The sequence below is a fragment of the Mesorhizobium sp. M2A.F.Ca.ET.043.02.1.1 genome (assembly GCF_003952405.1).
GTDB lineage: Bacteria > Pseudomonadota > Alphaproteobacteria > Rhizobiales > Rhizobiaceae > Mesorhizobium.
Genome location: NZ_CP034445.1, coordinates 1,021,184 through 1,040,516, shown reverse-complemented (window position 1 = coordinate 1,040,516; position 19,333 = coordinate 1,021,184). Strand labels below are relative to the sequence as shown.

19 protein-coding genes are annotated in these 19,333 nt (G+C 65.2%); 11 read left to right on the top strand and 8 right to left on the bottom strand.

Features of this window, described 5'->3' with window-relative positions; all coding sequences use genetic code 11:
- Positions 1–94: 94 nt before the first annotated feature.
- Together EJ068_RS04905 and otsB are read left to right on the top strand one after the other, a co-directional pair.
- A complete protein-coding gene (locus EJ068_RS04905; protein WP_127385998.1) occupies positions 95–1,888 on the top strand; it encodes a trehalose-6-phosphate synthase in 1,794 nt (597 codons plus the stop codon).
- A complete protein-coding gene (gene otsB, locus EJ068_RS04900; protein WP_129554484.1) occupies positions 1,885–2,667 on the top strand; it encodes a trehalose-phosphatase in 783 nt (260 codons plus the stop codon). Before EJ068_RS04905 ends, otsB begins: the two co-directional genes overlap by 4 nt.
- 20 nt (positions 2,668–2,687) lie before the next feature.
- Here the strand turns inward: otsB and EJ068_RS04895 are convergent, their stop codons facing one another.
- The 8 genes from EJ068_RS04895 to EJ068_RS04860 all read right to left on the bottom strand — a co-directional run bounded on the left by EJ068_RS04895 (position 2,688) and on the right by EJ068_RS04860 (position 11,623).
- The gene (locus EJ068_RS04895; protein WP_127252440.1) at positions 2,688–3,431 is read right to left on the bottom strand and encodes an ATP-binding cassette domain-containing protein; all 744 of its coding nucleotides are present in this window, start codon (positions 3,429–3,431) and stop codon (positions 2,688–2,690) included.
- A 9-nt stretch (positions 3,432–3,440) separates the two neighbouring features.
- Positions 3,441–4,640, bottom strand: coding sequence for an alanine racemase (locus EJ068_RS04890; protein WP_127252442.1), 1,200 nt, complete (start codon positions 4,638–4,640; stop codon positions 3,441–3,443).
- Between the two features lie 13 nt (positions 4,641–4,653).
- Positions 4,654–5,625: an ABC transporter permease gene (locus EJ068_RS04885; protein ID WP_127252444.1), complete on the bottom strand. Its 972-nt coding sequence runs from the start codon at positions 5,623–5,625 to the stop codon at positions 4,654–4,656.
- Between the two features lie 43 nt (positions 5,626–5,668).
- Positions 5,669–6,730, bottom strand: a complete 1,062-nt coding sequence (locus tag EJ068_RS04880) for a substrate-binding domain-containing protein (protein WP_245463339.1) — start codon at positions 6,728–6,730, stop codon at positions 5,669–5,671.
- A 62-nt stretch (positions 6,731–6,792) separates the two neighbouring features.
- The gene (locus EJ068_RS04875; RefSeq protein WP_127252446.1) at positions 6,793–7,851 is read right to left on the bottom strand and encodes a substrate-binding domain-containing protein; all 1,059 of its coding nucleotides are present in this window, start codon (positions 7,849–7,851) and stop codon (positions 6,793–6,795) included.
- Between the two features lie 35 nt (positions 7,852–7,886).
- Positions 7,887–9,140 (bottom strand): M20/M25/M40 family metallo-hydrolase, encoded by a 1,254-nt coding sequence (locus tag EJ068_RS04870; protein WP_127252448.1) that lies wholly within the window; start codon positions 9,138–9,140, stop codon positions 7,887–7,889.
- Complete coding sequence (locus EJ068_RS04865) at positions 9,137–10,351, bottom strand: ROK family transcriptional regulator (protein WP_127386432.1); 1,215 nt, start codon at positions 10,349–10,351, stop codon at positions 9,137–9,139. Before EJ068_RS04865 ends, EJ068_RS04870 begins: the two co-directional genes overlap by 4 nt.
- Before the next feature lie 240 nt (positions 10,352–10,591).
- On the bottom strand, positions 10,592–11,623 hold the full coding sequence (locus tag EJ068_RS04860; RefSeq protein WP_127252452.1) for a hydroxyacid dehydrogenase: 1,032 nt from the start codon (positions 11,621–11,623) through the stop codon (positions 10,592–10,594).
- A 146-nt stretch (positions 11,624–11,769) separates the two neighbouring features.
- Here EJ068_RS04860 and EJ068_RS04855 point away from each other — a divergent pair, with 146 nt between their 5' ends.
- The 9 genes from EJ068_RS04855 to pcaG all read left to right on the top strand — a co-directional run bounded on the left by EJ068_RS04855 (position 11,770) and on the right by pcaG (position 19,328).
- Positions 11,770–12,831 (top strand): LacI family DNA-binding transcriptional regulator, encoded by a 1,062-nt coding sequence (locus EJ068_RS04855; protein ID WP_127252454.1) that lies wholly within the window; start codon positions 11,770–11,772, stop codon positions 12,829–12,831.
- Positions 12,832–12,906: 75 nt separating this feature from the next.
- Positions 12,907–13,896, top strand: a complete 990-nt coding sequence (locus tag EJ068_RS04850) for a substrate-binding domain-containing protein (RefSeq protein ID WP_245463338.1) — start codon at positions 12,907–12,909, stop codon at positions 13,894–13,896.
- Between the two features lie 147 nt (positions 13,897–14,043).
- On the top strand, positions 14,044–15,030 hold the full coding sequence (locus EJ068_RS04845) for an ABC transporter permease (RefSeq protein WP_127252456.1): 987 nt from the start codon (positions 14,044–14,046) through the stop codon (positions 15,028–15,030).
- On the top strand, positions 15,027–15,803 hold the full coding sequence (locus EJ068_RS04840) for an ATP-binding cassette domain-containing protein (RefSeq protein WP_127252458.1): 777 nt from the start codon (positions 15,027–15,029) through the stop codon (positions 15,801–15,803). The genes EJ068_RS04845 and EJ068_RS04840 overlap by 4 nt, the downstream gene beginning before the upstream one ends.
- A 1-nt stretch (position 15,804) precedes the next feature.
- A complete protein-coding gene (locus tag EJ068_RS04835) occupies positions 15,805–16,659 on the top strand; it encodes a sugar phosphate isomerase/epimerase family protein (protein WP_127252460.1) in 855 nt (284 codons plus the stop codon).
- 100 nt (positions 16,660–16,759) lie between these two features.
- Entirely contained in the window at positions 16,760–17,572 is an 813-nt protein-coding gene (gene pcaD, locus EJ068_RS04830; RefSeq protein WP_127386197.1) for a 3-oxoadipate enol-lactonase, read from the top strand.
- On the top strand, positions 17,565–17,969 hold the full coding sequence (gene pcaC / locus EJ068_RS04825; RefSeq protein ID WP_127251422.1) for a 4-carboxymuconolactone decarboxylase: 405 nt from the start codon (positions 17,565–17,567) through the stop codon (positions 17,967–17,969). The genes pcaD and pcaC overlap by 8 nt, the downstream gene beginning before the upstream one ends.
- Positions 17,962–18,714 carry a protocatechuate 3,4-dioxygenase subunit beta gene (gene pcaH, locus EJ068_RS04820; protein WP_127251423.1) on the top strand — a complete coding sequence of 251 codons (753 nt, stop codon included), beginning with the start codon at positions 17,962–17,964 and terminating at the stop codon, positions 18,712–18,714. The genes pcaC and pcaH overlap by 8 nt, the downstream gene beginning before the upstream one ends.
- Entirely contained in the window at positions 18,714–19,328 is a 615-nt protein-coding gene (pcaG, locus tag EJ068_RS04815) for a protocatechuate 3,4-dioxygenase subunit alpha (RefSeq protein WP_127251424.1), read from the top strand. Before pcaH ends, pcaG begins: the two co-directional genes overlap by 1 nt.
- The last annotated feature ends 5 nt before the right edge of the window (positions 19,329–19,333 follow it).

Here is a 19,333-nt window from a genome sequence, read left to right as displayed (position 1 = left end):
GGTTCATGCGTTGCAGACCTAAGCCGGTCTGCCCGTCCGCGGCCGGCACGAACGAAAACAATGAACGGACGGCCGGAGGCAACCTGGCATTTCAATGACACAATACGGCGCCGACCTGCTACTGGTCCTTATTCTCGCAAGCCTCGGACTGTCCGCATTAGCGATTATCATTTCAATATCCCGACACCGTCGCAATAACCCGATGGCGTCGGCCGTGCCGGGTTCCGGCGACGACTCCGCCACCGAAGCCGCGCGCAAGGTGCTGCGCGAATTCGAGAAGAACGGGCAGTCGGTCGATGCCGCTCTGGTCTCATGGTCGCCCGACACCCTGCGCAAGATCCTTGCCGACGAATTGCCGGAAGCGCAGGTGATCGTCGTCTCCAATCGCGAACCGTATATCCACAACGAGACCAGAGACGGCGGCGTCGAGCTCGTTATCCCAGCAAGCGGTCTGGTCTCGGCGCTGGAGCCGATCACGCGCGCCTGCGCCGGCACCTGGATCGCCTATGGCGGCGGCAGCGCAGACCGCCGGATGGTCGACAAGGGCGACCGGGTTCAGGTCCCGCCCGGTAATCCGTCCTATACGCTGCGGCGGGTATGGCTGAGCGACGACGAATATCAGGGTTACTATCTCGGCTTCGCCAATGAAGGCCTGTGGCCGCTCTGCCATATCGCCTTCACACGGCCGACCTTTCGCGAGTCGGACTGGGAGGCCTATGAAGCCGTCAACCGCAAATTCGCCGAAACGGTGGTTGCCGAGGCGCGCAACGAGCGGCCGATCGTGCTGGTCCAGGATTATCACTTCGCGCTTTTGCCCCGCATGATCCGCGAGCGGTTGCCGGAGGCGATCGTCATCACCTTCTGGCACATTCCCTGGCCGAACTCGGAGGTGTTCAGCATCTGTCCCTGGCGCGAACGCATCCTGGACGGCCTGCTCGGCAGTTCGATCGTCGGTTTCCACACCCAGTTCCACGCCAACAATTTCACCGAGAGCGTCGACCGCTTCATGGAAAGCCGCATCGAGCGAGCCGATGCCGCCATTTCCTATGGCGGCCAGGTGACGCTGGTGCATTCCTATCCGATTTCGATCGAATGGCCGGTCGAGCTCCTGAAAGCCCTGCCCAGCGTCGAGGAAAGCCGGGCGCGCGTCCGCAAGCGGTTCAGAATTCCAGCCGGCGCCAAGCTGTGCGTCGGCGTCGAGCGGCTCGACTACACCAAGGGTATTCTCGATCGCTTCCGTGCACTGGAGGAGCTGTTTATTCGTCATCCCGAAATGGTAGGCAATGTTGCATTCCTGCAGATCGCGGCGCCGAGCCGCGGCACGCTGCCGGCCTACAAGCATCTGCATGAGGAATGCCTGCGCTACGCGGAGGAGATCAATCAGCGCTTCGGCAGCGAATCCTACCGGCCGGTCGTCATGGTGGCCGAGCACCATTCGCAAGCGGCGGTCTATGAACTCTATCGCGCGGCCGACATTTGCCTTGTCACCAGCCTGCATGACGGCATGAACCTGGTCGCCAAGGAGTTCGTCGCGTCGCGCGACGACGAGCAGGGCGTGCTTTTGCTCAGCACCTTCGCCGGCGCCTCGCGCGAGCTGCTGGAGGCGCTGATCGTCAATCCTTACGACGCGGCGATGATGAGCGAGGCGATGCTGCAGGCGCTGACCATGGGACCGGACGAGCAGCACGAGCGCATGCGGCGCATGCGCGACATCGTGCGCGACAACAATGTCTATCGCTGGGCCGGCAGCATGCTGCTCGACGCGGCGCGGCTGAGGAAGCGCGGCGACCTGGATCGGGTCACCGCCTTATACGAGCGGCCGGCAGGCCCCACCGGCGACAATGTCGTGTCCATGTTCGAACGCAAACAGGCAGTGGGATTTAGATGAACATCCAGGCAGACCTTACCCCGCCGCTTCCCGCGGGACGGTGGGCGCTTTTCCTCGACATCGACGGCACCTTGCTGGAGCACGCGGCGCATCCCGACGCCGTCTCGGTCAGCGAGGAGTTGCGCGTTCTTCTGCAGACGATCGAGCGGCGCCTGGACGGCGCGCTCGCCTTCATCACCGGCCGCTCGATCGCGGCCGTGGACCATCTGTTCGATCCGTTGAAGCTCAGGATCGCCGGCCTCTACGGGCTGGAGCACAGGCTTCTCCCGGACGGACCGATCGAGGCCGCGGACGAACCGGCGGATATGGCGGCGCTTGCCGACGAGATTGAACTCGAGCTGGCAAGCCAGGCCGTCTATGTCGAACGCAAGGGGCCGGTGCTCGCCATACATACGAGAGCCGCGCCGCAGCTTCTGGCGCGGGCGACGGAGCTGGTCGAGGCAGCGCTTGCGCGCCTGCCCAAGGGCTACCGCGCGATCGCCGGCAATGCCGGCGTCGAGCTGATGCCGCTCGAAGCCGCCAAGGGCGCCGCGATCCGGCGCTTCTTGCAGCTCGATCCCTTCACCGGCAGGCGTCCGGTGTTCCTCGGCGACGACACATCCGACGAGAATGGCTTCGAGACGGTCAATGCCGCGGGCGGAATCTCGATCCGCGTGAAGCCGCAGGGCGAGACGGCCGCCCGCTTCGCCATCGAAGACGTGGCTGGCGCCATCGCTTGGCTCGAAGCCGCTTTTGCGGAGCCTGCCGCGCAGGCGTCCAGCCGCAATCTCGTTGCCTAAACCGGCCAGGTGCTCCGCAGCTACTGCTGCTGCAGGCCCGTGATCATGGCGATGATCTCGTTCTTGTCGGTCTTCCTGGTCTCGCGCACGCCAATCTGCTTGCCGCGCCTCAGGACGCAGATGCGGTCCGACAGCTTGAACACCTGGTCGAGGCTGTGGCTGATGATCAGGATGCCGACATTGCGCTGCTTGAGCGACTGAACGATCGTCTCCACCCTGGCGGTCTCGGCAACGCCGAGCGCGGCTGTCGGCTCGTCGAGCAGGATCAGCTTGCTCGCCCAGTGCGTCGCCCTGGCGATCGCGACGCCCTGCCGCTGGCCGCCGGAAAGATCGCGGATGGTGGCGTGCGCGGAAGGAATGCGCACGTCGAGCTCCTTCACCAGTTTTTCCGTCTCGTCGATCATGCGGCGGCGGTCGAGCAGGCCGAAGCGGTTCAGCGGCTCGCGGCCGAGGAACATGTTCATATAGACCGTCTGCTGGTCGGCCAAAGCGAGATCCTGGTAGACAACCTCGATGCCATGCGCGCGCCCCATCGTCGCGTTCGACATCGTCACCGGCTTGCCCTCGATCGTGATCGTGCCGGAGGAGGGCGGATGCACGCCGGAGATAATCTTGACCAGCGTCGACTTGCCGGCGCCGTTGTCGCCGACAAGCGCCACGATCTCGCCGGGAAAGACCTCGAGCGAGAAGTTCTCGATCGCGGTGAGGCCGCCGAAATGCTTGCGGATGTCCTGAAGCTGAAGGATGGGGGCGCTCGCATTCATGGTTTTCTCCTAGACGGGCCAGGCATAGGGCTCGCCAAAACCGTTCTCGATCGTTTCAACTACGGGCTTGCCCTTCGAAACGCCGGAGACGCCGACGACATAGGCGCGGGTGACGAAGGCCTGGCCGCGGAAGCCGAAGACGGCGCTGTCGCCGGGCCTCGGCGCATTAGCGCCGGCGGCGTCGATCATGGCGTAGTAGTCGATCGCCGAAGGCGGCGGCACTTCGACGCTTCTGAGCGCCGACGCGGCGGTGGTCGGCTCGGCCGAGACGATCGCCTTGACGTCATAGTCCGGGAAGATCGGGTCGATGTAGAAGCCGCCGCCGAAGCAGTAGGCCTTGCCGCCTGACAGATGCGACACTTCGGTGAGATAGAGCACGGCAGGCAGTTCCGGCAGGTCTTCCATGACATGCAGCGCCGTGGCGCCGTGCAGGCCGTTGCCGGGTTCGCATTGCGTGGCGCCGGCTTCCGCCAGCGCGGCCAGCATGACGCTCGACGTGGTACCCGGCGCGTTGATTTCGACCCCCTTGCGGCCCGCCTTGGCGAGCGCCTCGGCTGCCTTGCTCAGCGTCGCCAGATTGGGCGTCGGCAGCACTTTACGCGCGGCATGGTTGAAGAGCAGGGCAGGGAAGGTGGTGATGCCGGCGAAGCGGCCGCCCGGAACGGCATCCAGCCGGTCAGCGACGGCGACAATTTCGCCGGCGTCGAAGCCGCCTTCATGGCCGCGGTAGAAAATGTCACCTTCGGCCGCGATGCGGGCGAGCAGGTCCTGGACATAGCCGGCCGCCTTGGCGCCTTTGCCTGCTTCCTCGGCCTTGGTGTCGTTGAAGACGGTCCAATAGTCCGGCTTGAAGGTCCTTGCCGCCGCGTCCGCCTCGAATTTCGCGATCTGCTGCAGATGGCCGAGATGGCCGAGCTTCATGCCGGCCTTATGCGTGGCGCGCGCGCAGGCCATGTCGACCGCGACAGCGCGTTCGATGCCGCCGCGCATCACCGCCTTGCAGAAGGAGCTCGAGCGGCCGACCTGCTTGGTCATGGCGAAGATCTTCAGGCCGAGCCGATCGGCTTCCTGCTTGAGGACCTTTGCATTGCGCTCGACCGTGTCGAGATCGAGCACATAGGCGTTGGCCGGCAGCTTGCCCTGCTGGTGAAGGCCGATCGCCGCTTCGATGAGGGCGGGGTTGCGGCGGCGCAGAACGTCGAGAAACATGGAAAAGGTTCCTTCAGCGGGATTTGTCGCGCAGCGACACTGCGACCGCGGTGAGGATGATCAGGCCGCGCACGATCATCTGGTCGGAGACCGAGAGGCCCATCAGGATCAGCCCGTTGTTCAGCATGCCCATCATCAGCGAGCCGACGAGGGCACCGACGATCGAGCCCTTGCCGCCATTGAGCAGCGTGCCGCCGACGATGACGGCGGCGATGACCGTCATCAGATCGGTCTCGCCGAGCGTGTATTTCGCCGCCTGCAGGCGGCCGGCGTAGAGCAATCCGGCGAGCCCCGCGAGCCCGCCGCTGATGGTGAGCACGGCGAGCCTGATCTTGGGCACGCTGATGCCCGAAACGCTTGCAGCGCGGGCGTTGTCGCCGGTCGCCAGCACATGCGCGCCGAAACGCGTCTCGCGGTAGACGAGGTGGCCGACGGCGATGGCGATCACCGTCCACCAGATGAGCGAGGGCACGCCGAGCAGCGAGCCGGAACCAAAGAAACCGGTGAAGGCATCGTTGGTGACCGAGATCGAACGCAGGTCGGTCATCGAGCGCGAGACGCCGGCGAACAGGCCCATCGTCGCCAGCGTCACCAGGAAGGACGGCAGCCTGACATAGGCGACCAGCGCGCCGTTGATGAGGCCGATCAGGATACCGGCGCCCAGGCCGGCGACGATTCCCGCCGCCATCCCGTAGGAGGCGATGGTGACGGCAGCGGCGAGCGCCGATACCGCCACGATCGAGCCGATCGAAAGGTCGATCTCGCCGGCCGACATGACGAAGACGAGGCCGATCGCCATGATCGTCACCGGCGCCGTCTGCAGCACGATGTTGGAGAGGTTGCGGACGGTGAGGAAGCCGCTGTCCCTCAGCATGAAGGCGAAGAACAGGAAGATCGCCAGGAAGCCGAGATAGACGACATATTGCTGCAGATTGAAGCGGCTGGCGAAGCTGCCCATCTCGGTGCCGGTGTTGGCGCTGGTCATGTTCGATCTCCGATGGTGCGTGCTTCGCAGCCTGCCACGCCGTCTATTTCATGGCGTCCGCGATGGTCGCGGGCACGTCCTTGTTGAGCGACTTCTTCCAGCCGTCCTTCACCGTGTCCTTGGTGACGGCGATGGAATCGACCGCGTAGAATGGCTCGGCCTTCAGGCCGACCAGCGAGCCTGCGGAGGCTCGCGCCAGCGTCACGCCGATCGAATAGGCCTCGTCGGCGACAAGGGCTGCGATGTTACCACCTTTGACCATGTCGAGCGCGGCCGGTTCGTTGAGGTCGAGCGTGACGATCTTGGTGTGCGTGTTGCCGGCGGCGCGAAGGGCGGAGAGGACGCTCAGCGCCGGCTCAGCCCAGGTGACATAGATGCCGTCGAGGTCGGGATGCTGGGTGATCATCGCCTGCGCGATGTCCTCTGAGCGCGCCGGATCGGCCATGCCGGCCTCGGCGGCGATCTGCATGTCGGGATAGTCCTGCTCGATGGTCTTCTTGAAGGCGCCGTCGCGCTGGTTGGTGACGTAGAAATCGGCGTCGTGGAAGATGTAGCCGACCTTGCCCTTCTTGCCGAGGGCCTCTGCCATGGCGATGCCGGCCTTGTTGCCCATCTGGAAGAGGTCGTCGGAGACGATGGTGACGTAATCCGTGCCCTGCTTGTAGCCGGCCGGGCTATTGTCGACGAAGCCGAGCTTGACGCCGGCCTGGCGGGCCGGATCGTAGACAGAGGCCGCGGTCGCCGGATCGACTGGAAGCGACAGGATGATCGACGGCTTCTTGGCCATCACCGTCTCGACATCGGCCTTCTGGCGGGCGGCGTCGAAGCCGGCATCGGTCTGCGCCACCACCTCGATGCCGAGACGCTTGAACTCGTCGCGCGCCCCAGCGTTGACCGCGTTGGTGTACTCGCTCATCTCGTGCCAGACGAGGGCCGCGGTAAACTTGCCGTCCTTTATCTGCTGTTCCTGCGCCGCCGTCAGCGTCAGCGAGGCCGCCGGAACCGGCTTCTCGCCGTTCGGCCCGGTGGTGACGCCTTCGGCGGCGAAGGCGTGGGCGGCGAACAGGCTCGCCAATACAGTCATGATACCAAATGCTTTGCGCATATCGTTCCCCTTCTTGTTCAGGAAGATAGCTCCGGCCCGGCAGGCCGAGCCGGAGCGTCGGCTCACTTCGCCGCGTCGAGCACCGACTGCGGCGCGTCGCGGTTGAGCGAGTCCTTCCAGCCCTGGGAGACGTTCTCCTTGGTCACGGTCAGCGCCGGCGCGACGACGAAGGCGGGCGTCTGCTGGGCAAGCAGCGACTTCATGCCGGAGGCGGCCATGGCGCGGCCGAGTTCATAGGCCTTGTCGGCGACGAGCGCGGCAACATTGCCGCCCTTGACCATGTCGAGCGCGACCGGCTCGGCAAGATCGAGCGTGACGATCTTGGTGTGGGTGTTGCCGGCGCCGCGCAGCGCCGAAAGCACGCCGTCGGCAGGCTCGGCCCAGGTCACATAGATGCCGTCGAGATCGGGATGCTGCAGCAGCATGGCATTGGCCAGTTCCTCGGCCCGGGCCGGGTCTGAGATGCCCTGTTCGGCGACGATCTTGATGTCGGGATAGTCCTTCTCGATGGTTTTCTTGAAGGACTGGTCGCGCTGGTTGGTGACGTAATAGTTGGCATCGTGGAAGATATAGCCAACCTTGCCCTTGCCACCGATGGCCTTGGCCATGGCGTCGGCCGCCTGCTTGCCCATCTGGTAGAGATCGTCGGTGACGATCGAGGCATAGTCCGTGCCTTGCTTGTAGTCCTTGGGCAGGTTCGACAGGAACACCAGCTTGACGCCGTCCTTGACGGCCTGGCGGAAGGCTTCGGCGGAGGTGACCGGGTCGAGCGGCAGCGCCAGGATGACGTTTGGCTTGGCGGCTAAAGCGGTCTCGATGTCGCTGCGCTGGCGGGCGGCGTCGAACTGCGCGTCGGTCTTGACCGCGATCGGGATGCCGGCGCGGGCGAACTCGTCGGTGGCGCCGGCTGTCACAGCATTGGTGAAGTCAGAAGAGGTGTGCCACAGAAGGGCAGCCTTGTAGCCCTTGTCCTTCAGCGCCGCGATGTCGGCATCGCTCAGCGTCAGGCTGGAGCTCGGCGTGGCGGTCTCGCCCTGCGGACCGACCGTCTGCGCGTGAGCGGCGGCGCTGGCGAGCATCAATCCGCCGGCCAATGCGGCAATCCATTTCTTCATCAGCATGTTTTCAGTCTCCCATTTTGTGCTTCGTTGGTCGTTCAATCGGCCACGCCGCAATAGCGGGCCATGAAGGCTGCGAAGCCGACGATGCCGGCGAGGTATTCCTCGACATCGACGTGCTCCCCGAAAGTGTGGCAGTTACGGATGTCGCCCGGCGCGCAATAGACGGCGGGAGTGCCCAACCGGTTGACGAAGAACGACGATTCCGACCAGAACGGCGCGCCTTCGATCACGCCGCGTCCGGCCATGGCGCCTGCCATCGATTGCGACAGCATGGCAACTTCGGCGCGCGTCTCGTCGATCTCGGCGGCGGTGCCGCCCAGCCTGTGATCGCGTCCGGCCGGATAGGCGAACTCCACGGCGATCTCGGGATCGGTGATGGCGCCGCGCACCGCGGCCTCGATCTCGGCGGCGGCCGTGTCGAGCGATTCGCCCGGCAGGAGCTTGCGGATCAGCGACAGTGTGCATCGCTCAGGCACGGCGATATAGCCGCCGCCGGTGAGGCCGGTGATCAGCAGGAAGCCGCGCCCGGTGAGCTTGTGCTCGGCCCGGGCCGCTACCTCGTCCGAGTGTCTCCACAGCGCCGTCATGGCGGCATGGGCGGCGCGCAACGCATCCTTGCCGAGCTCCGGCACGCCGAAATAGGCCGACTTGCCGGTGATCGTGATGTCGGTGATGAAGAAGCCAATCTGCGCGGCGTAGACGGCAAGCCGCGTCGGCTCGACATAGACGGTGAAGTCGGGCGCCGCGACCTCGCCGGCCTCGATGCGGCCGACGAAATGCTTGATGCCGGCGGAGACGCCGGTGCCGGGCTGGCCGCTCTCCTCGTCGCCGACGAAAGCGAAGGCCACATCGCCCTTGAGGCGGATGCCGGCCTTGTCGAGCAACGAGAGCGCCGCCAGCGAAGCGGTGATGCCGGCCTTCAGATCGCCGGAGCCGCGGCCCCAGACCGCCCCGTCAATGATGGGCGCGCCGAACGGGTCCTCGCGCTCGGTGCCGGCCCAATGCTCGCGCCAGCCGTCGACATGAACGGTGTCGGTGTGGCCGATGAAGAGCAGGCGCTTGCCATCGCCGGCACCCTTGCGTTCGCCCCAGATGTTCGGCCTGCCGGGTAGGAAATCCGCCCGGCTCAGGCCGTTCAGCCCCAGCTCGCGCATTTTCGCCTCAAGGAAGCCGACGAAATTCGCTTCGTTGCCGGTGATGCTTTCGCGGCCGATCGCGCTCCTGAACAGCGCCAGCGCCTGGTCGGGATCGAGAGCGGCACGCAGCCTGGTCAGGATATCTGCGGTCACAGCACGACCTCCTTCAAGGCAGCCGCCTGGGCGGTGGGGAGAGAGATCCGGCCGTCCGGCGCGTCGACGCCGAACAGCGTATTGTGCAACTGGCCGAGACCGATGGCGGCCGCGCCGATCAGCGCGGCGCGCGCGCCCAGCTCGCCGGCCTCGACGGTGACGGGGTAGGGGAAGCACAGCGGCATCAAGTCCTTGACGCGCGAGAGGATCTCCGGCCTGAGGCCGATCGAACCTCCCAGTATGACCTTCTCGGGATTGGCGACGGCGGCGATCGCCGCAATGCCTTGCGCCAGGTAACGCGCCGTTTCGTCGAGCACGGTAATCGCCGCCTTGTCGCCCGTCGCCGCATTCTCGAAGATCGCCGGAACCGCGACCTGGGCGCCGGTCAGGGACCTGTAGCGTTCGGTCATCGCGTGCGTCGCCACCGCTCGCTCGAAAGCGCCGGTGCGCAGCGATTCAGCCGCGAACGGATCGGCGCCGATCGGCATGAATCCGATCTCGCCCGCCGCATGGGTGGCGCCGCGCACCAGATGCCCGCCCAGCATCAGGCCGCTGCCGACGCCGGTGCCCAGCGCGATATAGGCAAGATTGTCGATGCCCTGGCCTTGGCCAAGCCAATTCTCGCCGAGCACGGCGAGATTGACGTCGTTCTCGATCATCACCGCGACACCGAGCGCCTTTTCGAAGGCGTCGAGGACATTCATGGCGTCGAAGCCGGCAATGTTGGGCGCAAGCAGGATGCGGCCCGTCGCGGGGTCGGGCGCGCCCGGCGCGCCGATGACGGCAAGGCGGATCTTCTTGCGGGGAATGCGCTCGCGGGCAGCCGCCTGGAAGGCAAGCGCCGCGATCTGGTCGATGACGAACTGGCCCCCGCGCGGATCGGTCGGCGTCGCCGCCTCGGCGAAGATCTGGCAGGCGAGGTCGGTCAGCGCCACCCGCACCTTGGTGCCGCCCAGGTCGACGGCGATGATGTAGGCGGCGTCGTGGACGAGCTCATAGGTGACGGCGGTGCGGCCGACATGGCCGCTGGTGCGGCCCGTCTCCTGCACCCAGCCTTCCTGCTCGAGCCCGCGCACGATCTCCGAGATCGTCTGCTTTGACAGGCCGGTGAGCTTCGAGATCGAGGCCCGCGAGATCGGTCCGCCCTGGACGATCGCCTCCATGACGGAGCGCTGGGAGAACTGGCGGGAAATACGCGGCAGGTCGCTCACATGCGCCTCGATTAATTCGTTCTGTCACCGAACTTATTAGTGAAACGACGTCTTGTCAACGATCACGTCGCATTGTCGGAGACCGCAAACGGAAGGGGGTGATTTACTGGGGCGCCAGCTGCTGCACCGACCGGGCAACCGCGGCGAAATCAGGATTGCTCATAGGTCGGCCGGCGGAAGCGAGCGATCAAGCCGGTCCCGAACACGCGCGTGCTGGGTGGTCAGCGAGTCGAGCCAGCCTCAGTTCCTGTCGACCGGCTTGGAGCGCATCCTCGACACCGTCTCACGCTCCGCCCGCTTGGAGCGCAGCGGCGGCAGGCCGCGATCGACGAGGTCCATATCTTCCAGCGCCATGTCGCCCATGCGCTTGAAGGCGACGTCCAGCGCGCCGGCGCGGTGCGCGGAGCGCAGGAAGCCGGGGAGGGCTCGCACGGGATGGTCCTTGGGCAGCGGCTCTTCCGGGAACACGTCACTTGCGGCGACGATGTGGCCGCTCTTCACCGCTTGCATCAACGCCTGGAAATCGACGACGCCGGCGCGGCTGAGCAGGATGAAGGCGGCACCCTGGCGCATTTTGGCAAAAGAGTCGGCGCCGAGAAAACCCTGGTTCTCGCTGGTGACGGAAGCGACGACGAAGACGAAATCGCTTTGCGACAGCACCTCGTCCAGCGAGGCCGGCTCGACGCCATTGTCGACCAGGATCGACGGCGGCAGCCACGGATCGTAGACCTTGGTGCGGGTGCGGAAGCCGGTCAGCAGGCGGTTGAGCGCACGGCCGAGGTCGCCGAAGCCGATGATGCCGACATCTGCGCCGGAGAGAAGCCGCGCGGTCTGGTTGCCGTCGCCGCCCCAGAGTTCCTTGCCCTCGCGAAAGGCGAGATCGGCATCGACGATGTTTCTGGCCAGATTCAGCGCCATTGCCAGGCCGAGCTCGGCCACCGGTTCGGCAAAGACAAGACCGGTGGTGACGACATGGATGCCGCGCGCGAACAGCGTCTCATAGGGCATGTTGTTGAGGAGGTTGGTCTCGACGTTGAAGATGCAGCGCAGCGCCGTCATTTTTTGCAGCGTTTCCGAGGCGATGGGCGGCTGGCCAACGATGTAGCGCGCTTCGGCCAGCACATCCGGCGGCAACTTTGCGATGCCTTCCGGCGTGGTCTCGACAATGCGATAATGGCTGCGCAGGCGCGCCAGTTGCGGCGGAGTGAAGATAAGGTCTAGCGTGCGCGGTTCGGGCACGCTGATCACCAGCGGCAAGGTCTTGTCGGACATGATTTTCCTCCCGGGACACGATTGGATCGCGTCAATCACATCTTCGAGTCTTATCCACGATGAAACGATTTACAAGAACGAAAAATCGATTTATCGGTTAGAATAGCAAGGCAGAAAATCGACTGCATGCCCTCGGGAGGAGGTCAATGGCGCAACAGGGACCCCGGCAGAGGCGTCCGTCGATCCACGACGTGGCAAGCCATGCCGGCGTGTCCGCGGCCACTGTCTCCAAGGTGCTGGCCGGTGTCACCACGGTGAAGCCCGAAAATGCGCAGCGCGTCCTCGATGCCGTCGAGCGTCTGGCCTATCGCGTCGATCCACTAGCTTCCGACATGCGCAGGGCCAAGCGCCGCATCATCGGCGCCATCATGCCCGAGTTTGAAAGCGAGTTCTTCGGCCAGATGGTCACCGAGCTGGAGGGCCTTGCCGAGCAGCGCGGCTACACGCTGGTCGCGGCGTCGAGCCGTGAATCGGAAGCGCGCGAGAAGGAGATCCTGGCCCGCATGCATGACTGGCGCGTTGCCGGCGTGGTGCTGGCGCCGGTGCGCAACGAGCACGGGCCGGCGGCCGCCTTCATGAAAGCCAACGGCATGACCGGCGTGCTGATCGACCGCGTCTTGTCCGACGATGCTTTCGATACCGTTTCAGCCGACAGCGCCGCCGCCAGCGCCGAGGTTGCGCGGATGCTGGTCGGCAAGGGCCACAAGCACATCCTGATCATCGGTCTCGCCGAAGGCGCGGCAACCGTGCGCGCTCGCCTGGAGGGTTTTCGCACCCAGGCGCTGGCGCTCGACCCGTCCATCCGCATCGACGTGATCACGTCGGAGGTCAGCGTCGAGCCGCTGCGATCGTCGCTGCGCGATTATTTCGGTCGGGGCGAGCGGCCGACCGCTGTCTATTCGCTGCTGCTCAAGGGCACGCTTGTGGCGCTGTCCGAATTCCGCCGGCGCGGCTGGCATTGCCCGAACGACATCTCGCTGGTCGGCTTCGACGACGCCGAATGGATGCAGGTGACATGGCCGGCGATCGCCGCCGTGGTGCAGCCGGTGCGCCAGATCGCCAGCGAGGCGATGAACCTTTTGTTTCGCAGGGTCGAAGGCGCGGTGGGACCACCCACGGCGCGGCTCGAACCCTGCCAGGTGTTGGAGCGGGAATCCGTTGGCTCGCCAGGCAACGGCCCGCATTCCGGGGGAGGAGACCGACAATAGCCCCCATTGTCGTGAACGGAAACTGCGCCGGCCCTGGCCAAGGCATCCGGCGCCAAAGATCGAACGGAGGATCGAATGACATCGCATTTCTTGAAGATAAATCGATTTACGCTTGCCGTCGGCGCCGCGCTTGCGTTTTCCGCCATCGGCGTCGCCAAGGCCGAAGACGGCGAATATGGCGTGCTGATGAAGACGCTGGCCAATCCGTTCTGGGGCGCGATGGCGCAGGGCGTCGAGGACGGCGCCAAACAAGCCGGGGTGAAATATTTCCAGCAAGCGGCAGAGAGCGACCAGGCGGCCGAGCCGCAGCTCAACCTCTGCAACACCATGCTGGAGCGCAAGCCGGTGGCGATGATCACCGCCGCCATCAACTCGACCAATCTTCTGCCTTGCCTTAAGTCGGCGCAGGACGCCGGCATCAAGATCGTCGACCTCGACAACAATCTCGACCAGGCGGTGCTCGACAAGGAAGGCGTCAAGGTGACCTTCCATATCGGCTCCGACAACATCGCCGCCGGCGCGCAGGGCGCCGAATATCTTGCAAGCAAGCTCGGTAAGGACGCCAAGGGGCCTGTGCTGGTCATCGAAGGCCTCTCCGGCAACATCACCGGCGAGAAGCGCGCCAAGGGCTTTGCCGACAAGCTGAAAGAGCTGGCGCCCGGGCTGGAGATCGTCGCCTCGCTGCCGGGCGACTGGGACCGCGGCAAGGCCGCCTCGATCGCCACCGACACGCTGACGGCGAATCCCGACTTGGTCGCCATCTTCTGCGCCAATGACGGCATGGCGCTCGGCGCGGTGGAGTCGGTCTATGCGGCCGGCAAGGGCCCGCAAGTAACGATCATCGGCGTCGACGGCAATGTCGATGCCGTGAAGTCGATCAAGGAAGGCCGCCTCAATGCCTCGGTGGCGCAGCTTCCCTACCTCGTCGGCAAGCAGGCGGTGGAGAACGTCAAGAAGGCGTTGGCGGGCGACAAGGTCAAGGACAGCATCGCGGTGCCTACGCTGGTGCTGACCAAGGACGTGATCGACGCCGGCAAGGAGCCGATGCTGCAGTATGTGAAGTAGGATGGAGAAAGGGAATAGGGCAGTAAGGGAGTAGGGCAGTAAGGGAAGGCAAAAGTTGCGCTTCTCAGGCCTGGCTCCTCTACTCCCTACTGCCCTACTGCCCTACTGCCTTACTCCCCTACTCCCCTACCCGAAGGGTGCAAAGACATGGCTTCTGAACAGCCCGGCTTCTGGGCTCGGGTGCAGCGCGCATCCGTTGAAAGGCTCCACATCAGGCTGGAGTCGCTGGTGGTGCTCCTGGCGCTGAGCACGGCGATGGCGCTGTTGTCGCCCTATTTTCTGTCGCTCAGCAATTTCCTCAACATCCTGCTTGCCACCTCGACGATCGGCGTGCTGGCGATCGCCGCTACCTTCGTCATCGGCTCGGGCGGGCTCGATCTGTCGCTCGGCTCGGTGATGGGGCTCGCCGGTGTCGCGGGCGCGTTCGTGGCCGTCAATCTCGGCTGGCCGTCGGTTCTGGCGGTGATCGCCTGCATCCTGGCCGGCGCGATCGCCGGCTACATCAACGGGCAACTGGTCACCCGCGCCTTCGTGCCGGCCTTCATCGTCACGCTCGGCATGCTGGGTCTGGCGCGCGGGCTGGCGCTGGTCATCTCGCAGGGCAGGGCGATCTACGGCCTGCCGCAGGAGATCGTCTATATAGGCCAGGGGCGGCCGTTCGGTATCCCGATGCCGGTGATCATCTTCGTGCTGACGGCGATCGTCGCGCATGCGGTGCTCGCCTATACACGCTTCGGCCGCCACACGCTGGCGCTGGGCGACAGCGAAGGCGCGGCGCGCGCCGCAGGCATCCGCGTCGAGCATCACCGCCGCATCATCTATACGCTCTCCGGCGCGCTTGCCGGCCTCGCTGGCCTGCTCTTCACCGCGCGCGTCAACGCCGGCGACCCGACGGCCGGCATCAACTACGAGCTTACCGCGATCACGGCGGCGATCATCGGCGGCACCAACCTGTTCGGCGGCCGCGCCTCGATCCTGGGCACCATGATCGGCGCGCTGATCATGGGTGTGCTGCAGAACGGGCTGACGCTGCTTGCGGTTCAATCCTACTACCAGCAGATGGGGATCGGCGCGGTGCTGATCCTCGCCGTGTTCATCGACCAATACCAGGTGCGGAAGGAGTCACGCGTATGACCCTGCTTTCGCTTCGCGGCATCCGCAAAAGTTTTGGCGCGGTCGACGTGCTGCACGGCGTCGACCTCTCGGTCGCAGCCGGCGAGGTGGTCGGGCTGGTCGGCGACAATGGAGCCGGCAAGTCGACGCTGATGAAGACCATCACCGGCATCTACCGTGCCGACACCGGCTCGATCGAGTTCGACGGCAAGGACATTCTTGCCCTCGACCCCGGACAGCGCCGCCAACTCGGCATCGAGATGATCTACCAGGATCTTTCGCTGGCCAAGCAGCAGGACGTGGCGTCCAACATCTTCCTTGGGCGCGAGCCGACGAAGAGGCTGTTCGGCCTGTTCCCCGGCTTCGTCGACAAAAGCGAGATGGATCGTCAGGCGTCCAAGATGATCGAGCGGCTGGGCGCGCATCTGCCGTCGATAAACCGTTCCGTTGGTTCGTTCTCCGGCGGCCAGCAGCAGACGGTGGCGATCGCGCGGGCGCTGACCTTCAACCCGAAGCTCGTCATCATGGATGAGCCGACGGCCGCACTTGCCGTACGCGAGGTGCAGAGCGTGCTCGATCTCATCCGGCGGCTGAAGTCGGAAGGCATCGCCGTAATCCTGATCTCGCACCGGCTGAACGACGTGCTGTCGGTCACCGACCGCATCGTGGTGTTGCGCCACGGCAGGGCGGATGCCGATCTCGTCACCGCCAACACCAACATGAGCGAAGTCGTCAGCCGCATCGTCGGCGGCGGCGACATTGCCGCCGCGGCGGCGCATGAACAACGAGGCTGACATGAACACGTTCGGACTGCACACTTTCGCCATCGCGCCGGTCTGGGACCTCGCCCGCATCGAGCCGCAGATGGACCGGCTGAAGGAGCTCGGCATCGGGTTGATGGAGATCCCGCTGCTGCGCCCCGAGGAGATCGACACCAAGCGCACGCGCGGCTTCGCCAGCCACTACGGCGTCGAGCTCATTCCGTCGCTCGGCCTGCCGCGCGCGCTCGATGTGGTCGAGCGGCCGGACGAGGCGCTCGACTTCCTGCAGCCGGCCTTCAATGTCTGCAACGAGGTGGGCGCCGAGGCGCTGGGCGGGGTCACCTATGGCACGATCGGCAAGACCACCGGGCGGGCGCCGGCACAGCGCGAGATCGACGGCATGTGCCGCTTCCTCGAACGGGCGGCGAAGTCGGCGAAGTCGCGCAGCCTGAAGCTCGGCATCGAGCCCTGCAACCGCTACGAGACACATCTGATCAATCGCGGCATCGACGCGGCGCGCATCATCGAGCGCGTCGGCGCCGAGAACATCTTCATCCATCTCGACACCTACCACATGCATATCGAGGAAAAGAGTTTTGCGTCCGGCTTCGAGGCGGCGGCGCCCTATCTCGGCTATGTGCATGTGTCGGAAGCTAATCGCGGCGTGCCGGGGCGCGGCATGCTCAACTGGGCCGCCTGCATGAAGGCGATCGCCGACATCGGCTATCAGGGCGCGATCACGCTTGAAAGCATGAACCATGTCGATGTCGACATCGCCGGCGGGCTCGCGGTGTGGCGACCGGTGGCGGAAGACCCGCGCGACGTCATCGAGGTCGGGCTGCCGTTCCTGCGCGAGGAAGCGAGGAAGGCAGGACTGACGCTGGGGTAGGCGGCAGGGCCCGCATCACGAGCCGGCCGAAGCAACCTCGGATGGTTTCGATTTACCGAACCAAATTGCTGGTGCAATGTGGGTTCGGAGGATCGAAATCGTGCCATTCGTCAGCATAGGCGGCGTCACACTGCATCATCGCCATATCGAGGCGGCCGGCACGTCTCGCCCGATCATCTTCATCAATTCGCTGGGCACCGATTTCCGGATATGGGACGACGTCGTCGCGCGGCTCGCCGGGGAAATGCCGATGCTGGTCTACGACAAGCGCGGCCACGGGCTTTCCGATATCGGCAGCGGCGTGCGTTCGATCGACGACCATGTCGACGACCTGCTGGGCCTTATCGATCATTTCGGCTTCGGAAAGGTCGTGCTGTGCGGCTTGTCGGTCGGCGGCCTGATCGCGCAGCGGCTCTATAACCGCCATCCCAAATGTGTGGAGGCGCTGATCCTCAGCGACACCGCGCATAAAATAGGCACCGCAGAGAGCTGGAACACGCGCATCGCCACCGTCGAGCGCGACGGCATCGAGGTGATCGCCGACGGCATCATGAAAGTGTGGTTCACACCGGAGTTCCATGCGAAGCGCTCGGCCGAACTTGCCGGCTGCCGCAACATGCTGACCCGGCAGGCGCTGCCCGGCTATATCGGCACCTGCATGGCGGTGCGCGACGCCGATCTCACCGACGCGGCGCGGCGTATCGCGGCGCCGACGCTCTGCATTGTCGGCGACCAGGACGGCTCGACGCCGCCTGATCTTGTCCGCTCTCTGGCCGGACTGATCCCCGCCGCACACTTGGAAGTGATCCGCGATGCCGCGCACATCCCGTGCATCGAGCAGCCCGATGCGCTTGTCAGTTTGATCCGCGATTTCGTCGCCTCGTTGCCGGAGGGAAAGTCTGCTCATGGATGATGTCACGAACAACCGCTACTGGACCGGTCTCGAGGTCCGCCGCTCCGTGCTCGGCGATCCCCACGTCGACCGCGCTGAGGATACGGCCACGGATTTCGACCGGCCGTTCCAGCAACTGATCACCGAAGCCGCCTGGGGAACGGTGTGGGCACGGCCCAACTGGTCGAAGCGCGAGCGCTCGATCGTGACCCTGGCGCTGCTTGCGGCACTCGGTCATGACGAGGAAGTCGCCATGCATGTGCGCGCCACCGCCAATACAGGCGCCACGCGAGACGACATCTGCGAGGCCTTCCTGCATGTCGCGATCTATGCCGGCGTGCCGGCCGCCAATCGCGCCTTCAAGATCGCCAAGGAAGTGTTCGCGCAGATGGACGGAGCCAAGGCCGCCCATGGCTGAGTCCGGCTCCAACCGCGCGCCGGAAACCGGCGCCTTCTTCCAGCGCGACCGCCAGTGGCACCCGCCGGCCTTCACGCCGAACTACAAGAGCTCGGTGCTGCGCTCGCCGCAGAAAGCGCTGCTGTCGTTCGACAACACGCTGTCGGAACTGACCGGCCCGGTGTTCGGGCACGCGATGCTGGGCGAGCTCGACAAGGACCTGATCCACAATTTCGCCAGGCCCGGCGAGAGCGCCATCGGCGAGCGCATCATCGTCCATGGACGCGTTCTCGACGAGCGCGGCAAGAGCGTGCCCGGCGTGCTGCTCGAATTCTGGCAGGCCAATGCGGGCGGCCGCTACCGTCACAAGAAGGACGGCTATCTCGCGCCGCTCGATCCGAATTTCGGCGGCTGCGGCCGCACGATCACCGGCGAGGATGGCGGCTATGCCTTTCGCACCGTCAGGCCCGGACCCTATCCGTGGCCGAACGGTCCGAACGACTGGCGGCCGGCGCATATCCATTTTTCAGTGTTCGGCCACGGCTTCGCGCAGCGGCTGATCACGCAGATGTATTTCGAAGGCGATCCGCTGATCTGGCGTTGCCCGATCGTCGGCGGCATTTCCAACAAGGCCGCGGTCGAGGCGCTGATCGCCGCGCTCGACACGCAGTCGACCATCCCGATGGATGCGCTCGCCTACAAGTTCGACATCGTGCTGCGCGGGCGCCGCTCGACGCTGTTCGAGAACAGGCCGGAGGGCAATTGATGGCGCAGTCGCTCGACCAACTGAAGGAGAGCCCTTCGCAGACCGCCGGCCCTTATGTGCATATCGGGCTGACGCCGAATTTCTGCGGCATCGGCGGCGTCTATGCGAGCGACCTCGGCTCGACGATGCTCAACGATGAGACCAAGGGCGAGCGCATCGAGCTGCGCATCCGCGTGCTCGACGGTACCGGCACGCCTCTCAAGGATGCGCTGATCGAGATCTGGCAGGCGGATGCCAGCGGGCTTTACAACTCGCCCGCGGAGATGCGCGGCGCGGCCGACCCGAATTTCCTTGGCTGGGGCCGGCAGCCGACCGACATGGAAACAGGTATCTGCCGGTTCCAGACAATCAAACCGGGCCGCGTGCCGTTTCGCGACGGCCGGCTGATGGCGCCGCACATCACGCTGTGGATCGTGGCGCGCGGCATCAATACCGGCCTGCACACCCGGCTCTATTTTGCGGACGAGGAAAAGGCAAATGCCGAGGATCCGATCCTTGCCCGCATCGAGCATCGCTTGCGCGTGCCGACGCTGATCGCCGAACGCCAGGGCGATACTTACGTCTTCGACATCCACTTGCAGGGCGAAAAGGAGACGGTCTTCTTCGACAGCTGACCGTG

What these genes read in the sequence shown, in the direction of transcription:
- EJ068_RS04875 (WP_127252446.1), bottom strand. Translation starts at nt 7,851, where the DNA reads ATGCTGATGAAGAAATGGATTGCCGCATTGGCCGGCGGATTGATGCTC.
- EJ068_RS04905 (WP_127385998.1), top strand. Translation starts at nt 95, where the DNA reads ATGACACAATACGGCGCCGACCTGCTACTGGTCCTTATTCTCGCAAGC.
- EJ068_RS04890 (WP_127252442.1), bottom strand. Translation starts at nt 4,640, where the DNA reads ATGTTTCTCGACGTTCTGCGCCGCCGCAACCCCGCCCTCATCGAAGCG.
- pcaH (WP_127251423.1), top strand. Translation starts at nt 17,962, where the DNA reads ATGGCTGAGTCCGGCTCCAACCGCGCGCCGGAAACCGGCGCCTTCTTC.
- otsB (WP_129554484.1), top strand. Translation starts at nt 1,885, where the DNA reads ATGAACATCCAGGCAGACCTTACCCCGCCGCTTCCCGCGGGACGGTGG.
- pcaG (WP_127251424.1), top strand. Translation starts at nt 18,714, where the DNA reads ATGGCGCAGTCGCTCGACCAACTGAAGGAGAGCCCTTCGCAGACCGCC.
- EJ068_RS04835 (WP_127252460.1), top strand. Translation starts at nt 15,805, where the DNA reads ATGAACACGTTCGGACTGCACACTTTCGCCATCGCGCCGGTCTGGGAC.
- EJ068_RS04880 (WP_245463339.1), bottom strand. Translation starts at nt 6,730, where the DNA reads ATGCGCAAAGCATTTGGTATCATGACTGTATTGGCGAGCCTGTTCGCC.
- EJ068_RS04845 (WP_127252456.1), top strand. Translation starts at nt 14,044, where the DNA reads ATGGCTTCTGAACAGCCCGGCTTCTGGGCTCGGGTGCAGCGCGCATCC.
- EJ068_RS04860 (WP_127252452.1), bottom strand. Translation starts at nt 11,623, where the DNA reads ATGTCCGACAAGACCTTGCCGCTGGTGATCAGCGTGCCCGAACCGCGC.
- EJ068_RS04850 (WP_245463338.1), top strand. Translation starts at nt 12,907, where the DNA reads ATGACATCGCATTTCTTGAAGATAAATCGATTTACGCTTGCCGTCGGC.
- EJ068_RS04840 (WP_127252458.1), top strand. Translation starts at nt 15,027, where the DNA reads ATGACCCTGCTTTCGCTTCGCGGCATCCGCAAAAGTTTTGGCGCGGTC.
- pcaC (WP_127251422.1), top strand. Translation starts at nt 17,565, where the DNA reads ATGGATGATGTCACGAACAACCGCTACTGGACCGGTCTCGAGGTCCGC.
- EJ068_RS04895 (WP_127252440.1), bottom strand. Translation starts at nt 3,431, where the DNA reads ATGAATGCGAGCGCCCCCATCCTTCAGCTTCAGGACATCCGCAAGCAT.
- EJ068_RS04885 (WP_127252444.1), bottom strand. Translation starts at nt 5,625, where the DNA reads ATGACCAGCGCCAACACCGGCACCGAGATGGGCAGCTTCGCCAGCCGC.
- EJ068_RS04855 (WP_127252454.1), top strand. Translation starts at nt 11,770, where the DNA reads ATGGCGCAACAGGGACCCCGGCAGAGGCGTCCGTCGATCCACGACGTG.